Annotated in this window: 5 protein-coding genes and 2 pseudogenes; 3 read left to right on the plus strand and 4 right to left on the minus strand. The window is 61.8% G+C overall.

Annotated features, from left to right (window positions below; translation table 11 throughout):
• Nucleotides 1-19: 19 nt before the first annotated feature.
• The 3 genes and pseudogenes from Q0331_RS01055 to Q0331_RS01065 all read left to right on the plus strand — a co-directional run bounded on the left by Q0331_RS01055 (nucleotide 20) and on the right by Q0331_RS01065 (nucleotide 2,457).
• The gene (locus tag Q0331_RS01055) at nucleotides 20-523 is read left to right on the plus strand and encodes a 2'-5' RNA ligase family protein (protein ID WP_298074103.1); all 504 of its coding nucleotides are present in this window, start codon (nucleotides 20-22) and stop codon (nucleotides 521-523) included.
• Nucleotides 524-828: 305 nt separating this feature from the next.
• Nucleotides 829-1,702, plus strand: a pseudogene (locus Q0331_RS01060) (MFS transporter).
• Nucleotides 1,703-1,800: 98 nt separating this feature from the next.
• On the plus strand, nucleotides 1,801-2,457 hold the full coding sequence (locus tag Q0331_RS01065) for a hypothetical protein (protein ID WP_298074104.1): 657 nt from the start codon (nucleotides 1,801-1,803) through the stop codon (nucleotides 2,455-2,457).
• On the opposite strand, the gene Q0331_RS01070 is transcribed toward Q0331_RS01065, so the two are convergent.
• The 4 genes and pseudogenes from Q0331_RS01070 to Q0331_RS01085 all read right to left on the minus strand — a co-directional run.
• A complete protein-coding gene (locus tag Q0331_RS01070) occupies nucleotides 2,450-3,328 on the minus strand; it encodes a patatin family protein (RefSeq protein ID WP_298074106.1) in 879 nt (292 codons plus the stop codon). The genes Q0331_RS01065 and Q0331_RS01070 overlap by 8 nt on opposite strands.
• A 64-nt stretch (nucleotides 3,329-3,392) precedes the next feature.
• Entirely contained in the window at nucleotides 3,393-4,328 is a 936-nt protein-coding gene (locus Q0331_RS01075; protein ID WP_298074108.1) for a DUF808 domain-containing protein, read from the minus strand.
• Between the two features lie 15 nt (nucleotides 4,329-4,343).
• Nucleotides 4,344-5,060 carry an SDR family oxidoreductase gene (locus Q0331_RS01080; RefSeq protein WP_298074110.1) on the minus strand — a complete coding sequence of 239 codons (717 nt, stop codon included), beginning with the start codon at nucleotides 5,058-5,060 and terminating at the stop codon, nucleotides 4,344-4,346.
• A gap of 88 nt (nucleotides 5,061-5,148) precedes the next feature.
• A pseudogene (locus Q0331_RS01085) lies at nucleotides 5,149-6,021 on the minus strand (hypothetical protein); the annotation flags it as partial.

Genomic DNA, 6,021 nt, shown 5'->3' on the forward strand with positions numbered 1-6,021 from the left:
CCAGCTAGGATAGGGAGCAATGTCCGTCAATTCCCCTGAAAACATCCTGCTGAACCTGCCCGACGAGCAGGCCGCCACCGTCCGCGGCATCTTCGACGAGCTCGCCGCCCGCGGGTTCCCGCCCCAGCGCCAGACTCCGCACATCACGGTCACGTTCTCCCCGAATATGGCGCCGCAGGTCGTGGAGCGCGCCCGCGAGATCCTGCCATCCGCCGTGCCCTCGGAGCTCAGCCGCCGGGGCGTGGTCGTCTTCGGCACAGGCAAGAAGCAGACCGTGGCGTGGCTGCTTGAAGCCACGGACGAGCTGGAAAACGCCGCCCGCGAGCTCAGCGCGCTCAACCCGGACGGTCGCGGCCCGCGCTGGGTGCCGCACCTCACGGTCGGTTTAAGGTTGTCGTGGGATGTTGTTCCTTCTTATATTGACGCCCTGTCTCAGATCACACCGCGAGAGTTAAAGTCCATCACCGCAGCTGAGGCAGCGTATTGGAGGCCAAGCGTGGGGGAGCGTGTGGTGCTTGCCTGATGCCTGGTGGCGGGTTGGGTGCCTAGGGGCGTCACAAAGAAAGCAAGAAAGAACTGAACCCTGTCTCACTGAGGCTGCAGATGTTTGGTAAGCTGCTTCGCGTAAAAATTCACGGCTGATCTAATGGGAGCCATAGACCGTAACTAAAACCACAACTTCAGAAGAAGGTGTCTCTTACGTCCGCGTCAGCGAATAAACCGAGGAATCTACACGAAGACCCCAACGCGCAAGGGAACGCCACAGCGAAGGAGCCGGTTGTAACACCGGCTTTTGTCTTTGCATGGTTAGTTAACTTCGCCCAGTTCATGATCTTCTACGTCCTCGTGACGACCATGGCGGGCTACGCCGTCAAGGAGTTTGCGGCCAATAACGCGAGCGCGGGCCTGCGTGATTCCCAATGCACGCCGCGCGGAGGGAACCGGCTACTTCGCTCTGGGTACCACACTGGCCACCGCGATCGGTCCGGCGCTGGGCCTATGGCTGGTGGGTTCCGTTGGCTACACCACCATGTTCCAGGTCGTGGTGGGCATGTCCATCGTGGCCTTCCTGCTGTCCCTGCTGGTGCGTTCCCCAGAGCCCAAGGGGGCGGATGGGCACCACCACCAGCCGACGTTTAACCTGTCGGCCATCGTCCACCCGAAGGTCGCGCCTATTGGATTCTTTATGCTGCTGGTCGGTATCTGCTATGCAGGTGTGATCACCTACCTCAACAGCTACTCCGAGGACAATAACCTGGTCACCGGTGCGAAGTACTTCTTCCTGGCCTATGCGCTGGTGACCCTCGTGATGCGCTTCGTGCTGGGCAAGATCCAGGACCAGAAGGGTGACAATATCGTTATCTATCTGGGCTTGGCTACCTTCGCCATCGCACTGGTTGTCCTCGCGTTCTCTACTCAGGACTGGATGGTGGTTCTGGCCGGCGCGCTGACGGGCTTAGGCTATGGTTCACTGATGCCAGCTGCGCAGGCGATTTCCGTTAAGGCGGTAGAACCGCACCAGATGGGTGCTGGCATATCCACACTCTTCCTGCTGTTGGACGTGGGCGTGGGCTTTGGCCCGATCCTGCTGGGCATGATCGTTTCCGCCACCAGCTACCAGGCGATGTACACGATGCTGGCCGGGCTGGTCGCGGTCAGCGCTGCCGTGTACTTCCTTGTTCATGGACGGAAGGTTAGCTAGAGTTCGCTAGAGTTCAACCTCTCCTTCCCGCGCCCTGACCCAAGATTGCTCAGGAAGATCGTTCAGGTGCTGCGGGAGCCTCCGAAAGGATTCACCGTATGCTGCACGCCGTGAGTTTCGCGTTGGCCGATTCCGTCAACGTGCTGCTCATCGGCGTGCTTTTCGCTGTCGCGGTGATGCATCCGAAGCCGCGCCGTTATGCGCCCATCGCCGCAGTGCTGGTGGCGGGGGATTGGTTCGGGGTGTTCCTTCTGTCGCTGGCAGTGCTGCTGTTGTTCAACGGGATTTCGGACGCAGTGCAGACGGCCTTGGCCTCACCGATCTTTGGCCTGGTTCTCATCGCGGTGGGTCTTTTAAGTGCCTTCTTGACGCTACGAGGCGGCGATCCTGCCCCCATGATCAATCGTCTGGCCCGTCCCCTCCGCCGAGCTTCGTGGGGGACCTTCCTCTCGGGAATGGCCTTGGGAATCGTCCAATCCGCGACGTCCGCGCCTTTCTTCGCCGGCCTGGCGTACTTGAGCACCGTGGGGATCAGCTCTGCGGCGAAGTACTTTGCCGTATTCCTCTACGCCACGCTCGCACTGAGCCTGCCGGCGCTGTCTGGCCTGGCGTTGGGTTTTGTTCTGCGCAAGCCGGAAAGCAGGCTGGCCCGGTTTATCGATGGGCTGCGCCACAGGAAGGAACAGATGGTGGCGCTGGCGGGTTACGTGGTGGCGGCGATGCTCATCGTGCTGGGTCTGCTGAGCATCATTTAGACTCGCCCAGAAACTCCATCCACGTGTCCCATTCGCGCTTTGTCTGTTCCAGCCCGTCGTTCCAGGATTGCTGCAGGCGATCCATCCGACGCTCAGTATTGCTGACGTTCATCTTCTCCGGGTAGAAGACCAATGCCTGGCCCTTGGCCTCTAGCTTCGCAATCTTGTCGGAGGCCAGGTTGTACTTCGGCGGCCGGTCGATCATCGCCTGAGCTACGGCGGGGCGTGAGCGCAGTAGCGTCTTAACAAGCTGCGGACTGCGCAGTGCGGGGCGGACGTATCCCTTGGGCTTGGTGCGCAGCACGAGGAACTTTTCAAAGCCATCCTCGATGGCGGCATCGATCAGCAGGCCACCGGAGTCGCCGAGGGCGCCATCGACATAGTCCACCCCGTCGATGGTTGGTACGGGCATGATGCCCGGCAGGGTGGAGCTGGCGCGGACCTTGCGCATGAGGTCCGGAAGATCCTTGATGTCCTCACGACGCCAATAGACGGACTCGCCGTTGTCTGCACGGGTCGCGCCGATGCACACCTGCGAGTTCGAACTCTGGAAGGTTTCCCAGTCGAAGGGCAGATCGTTGCCGGGCGCGCCAGCGGTCTCGTAGATGTACTCGGCGTTGAAGTAGCCGGTGCCCTTGAGTAGGGACTTAAACCCGCCGGTCTTTGGGTGTCCACCGAATTCCACGAAGGACTCGCGGGCGCGTTTCCTATCGCCGGAAAGGAAGTTCACGGTGTGGGAAGCACCGGCGCTGATGCCGCCGACCCAGCCGAACTCGATATTGTGCTCTAACAGCTGGTCGATGCAGGCGGCGGTGTAGCTATTGCGCATGCCACCGCCCTCGAGCACGAGAGCTACGTCCTTCGCAGACAAGAGGTGAGCCTCCTTAGGCTTCTAGCGGAGTTCTGTATTTACATGTGTAGCGCACCTGCAGCGCTTAGTGGGCACGCAGTTTCTTTACCCCGCCGACCACCACGGCGATGAGTGCGCCGACTAGCAGGCCGAACAGCAAGCTGAAACCGGTCTCCACCAGCCAGGTTACCGCGCCCCCGAGGTGCTCAAAGTTCTCCACCACGTGGTGCATCGCCTGGTACGGCCAGTGCAGCCCCAGCTCATCGAAGCCAACCAGCAGGATGTGTCCACCGACCCACAGCATGGCCAGGGTGCCGATGATGCCGATGGCGGTCAGCAGCTTCGGCATGCCCTTGACCAGGAACAGACCAAACTTTTTCATCCCCTCGCTGGCTCCCTGCTTGTGGGCGATAGCCAGGCCAATGTCGTCGATCTTGATCAGCACGCCCACCACGCCGTAGACGGCGAAAGTGACTATCAGGCCCACCAGGATCAGCACCAGGGTGCGGGTCAAAAGTGGCTGGTCGGTAACCTCGTTCAGGGAAATCACCATGATCTCCGCCGAAAGGATCAAGTCGGTGAAGATTGCCCCGCGCACCATCGCGCTCTCGGACTGGTCCTTCTCCTCATCGTCCGCCTCAGCTTCACTTTCGCCGTGACCACCCAGGCCGACCTTCTCTAGAACCTTCTCGGCGCCTTCGAAAGAAAGGTAGAAACCGCCGAGCATCAATAGGGGAGTCAGCGCGCTAGGCAGCAGCCAACTCAGTAACAAAATGATCGGCAGGATAATGATCAGTTTGTTGACGAGGCTGCCCTTGGTGATCTTCCAAATGATCGGCAGCTCGCGCGCGGGGGATACCCCAGCGACGAACTTCGGGGTGACGGCGGCGTCATCAATAACAACCCCAGCCGCCTTCGTCGAGGTACGCCCGGCGATGGCAGCGACGTCATCCGTCGTGGCCGCGGCCTTCTTAGCGATAAGCGCAATGTCGTCTAGTAGTGCCGCAAGGCCAGCTGCCATGAAATTCTCTTTCTCTTAGACCGATCGGTTCTCGGCGTGTGCGTCGAGGGCCTCGGTGATGGGGGTGTCGCCCGTGTTGAACTCGATGAAGTGGCCGACCAGGTTCGGGCGATCCACAACCTCGGCGATGACGGCGGCCACGTCGGCGCGGGAGACCTGGCTGGCCTGCAGCGCGTCGTCGCCGTTGGCGGTGCCATCAGCCTTCGGGGAGCGTGTTTCGATCTTAGCGGTTGGCTCGTCCATCGTCAGCCCGGACGGGCCGACGATCGTCCACTTGGTGGAAGAAGCACGCAGGTGGTCGTCCGCGGCGGCCTTCGCCTCGCAGTAGGTGAACATCGAGTGGTCTTCCGGCACACCGTGATCGGCGCGGGAATTGAAGTAGCTGACCATGACAAAGCGCTTGGTTCCGGCGCCGTCGATGGAGCGGATCGCCGCATCGCGGTCCACACGGAGGGTGCGCTCATCGTCGCCGCCGCCCACACCCGCGGACCAGATGATCACGTCCTGATCGGCGAAAAGCTTCTCGAAGCCAGCCACATCCAGCTGCTCTATGTCCTGCACCACGGCCTTCGCGCCGGTGGCTTCCACGTCCGTCACGTGATCGGGGTTGCGCACCACGGAAGTTACTGTGTGTCCGGCCTCTACGAGCTTCGGAGACGCCAGCAGCGCCACCTTGCCGTGGCCTCCGAGGATCATGACCTTCTGTGCGTTCCGTGCGTTCTGGGTCGACATCTGTCAGCGCCTCCTAGAAGTGCGTTTTGGTTCGTTCCTAAGCACCTTCAACGGTACGGAAAGGCACACTATTCCAGCTATCCCAGCTTTAGCCCGCCTTCGCCACCAGCGGACCGATGCCGCCAGCCCCGATGCACACGTACTCGTCGGATCCGCCGGAATCCGCCTCCGCCCGCACCAGCAGGATTCCGCCGCCACCGGAAACCCGCACCCAGCGGGGCTTTAACTCCGTGCCAACGTGTACATCGACGGCGCGACTCCTCGTTTCCTTGGCATCCTCGAGCCCGTTGGGGGTGGTGATGGTCAACGTCATATCCGTGCTGGCCGTCGCGTTCAGCTGCCACGTCCAATCCCCGAACGGCAGAGCGTTATCCAGCAGGATGGCCTGGGAGCGCCCCGCGGCGATGCGCACCCCGCACTCGGGTTCTTTACCGGCGGTGCTTGTTGCGGACGCCACCACCTCCGCATCCACAATCTTCCCCGACTCGTCGATGATCCGTGGCGGCTCGTCTACCTGCGTTACCGCCGGCTGACCCGTTAGTGTGGCGACGCGGTCGTACGGATGCACCACCGGGGTGAGGATGTCCAGAGGAACCGGCTGATCCAGCAGTTGCGGTGGTTCCCCCGAGCCGTCCAACCCCGTGGAGGCGCGCAGGTTGGCCAGGTAGTCGGCGGTCCGGTCGTTGCTCCACGTGCCAACCCAGGTGTAGGTAGAGGCGATGCTGATGGCCACCGCACTGAGAATCGCGCCCACCCCAACCCAGCGGGAGCGCGCGGCCGCGAAGCTGGGGGTGGGGCGGTTGGCGACGTGGGGGCGTCCATAAGAAAGAGCGCAACAACCCACAACCAGCACGGCGAAAGTGAACCAGTCCGCGAAGTAGTGCATAGAGGCCAGCAGCAGACCAGAGGTGCCGGTGCTGTTACGGGCGCGGCCAAGCAGCATGTAGATGGCGGCCAGGTA

It is taken from the genome of uncultured Corynebacterium sp., assembly GCF_937999985.1.
Classification (GTDB): domain Bacteria; phylum Actinomycetota; class Actinomycetes; order Mycobacteriales; family Mycobacteriaceae; genus Corynebacterium.